General features: G+C 53.1%; 1 rRNA gene. It reads right to left on the bottom strand.

Features of this window, described 5'->3' with window-relative positions:
* Positions 1–243, bottom strand: a 16S ribosomal RNA gene (locus Q3V31_RS30875); the annotation flags it as partial.

The following is a 243-nucleotide window of genomic DNA, read 5'->3' as shown; positions in this document are numbered from 1 at the left end:
GGTCGGCTACGCATCGTTGCCTTGGTGAGCCGTTACCTCACCAACTAGCTAATGCGACGCGGGTCCATCCATAAGTGACAGCCGAAGCCGCCTTTCAATTTCGAACCATGCAGTTCAAAATATTATCCGGTATTAGCCCCGGTTTCCCGGAGTTATCCCAGTCTTATGGGCAGGTTACCCACGTGTTACTCACCCGTCCGCCGCTAACTTCTTGAGAGCAAGCTCTCAATCCATTCGCTCGAC

The sequence above is a fragment of the Bacillus nitratireducens genome, assembly GCF_036320425.1.
In the GTDB taxonomy this organism is placed as follows: Bacteria; Bacillota; Bacilli; order Bacillales; family Bacillaceae_G; genus Bacillus_A; species Bacillus_A nitratireducens.
Note: the sequence above shows the minus strand (reverse complement) of the source record. Positions and strands in the feature narration are given on the sequence as shown.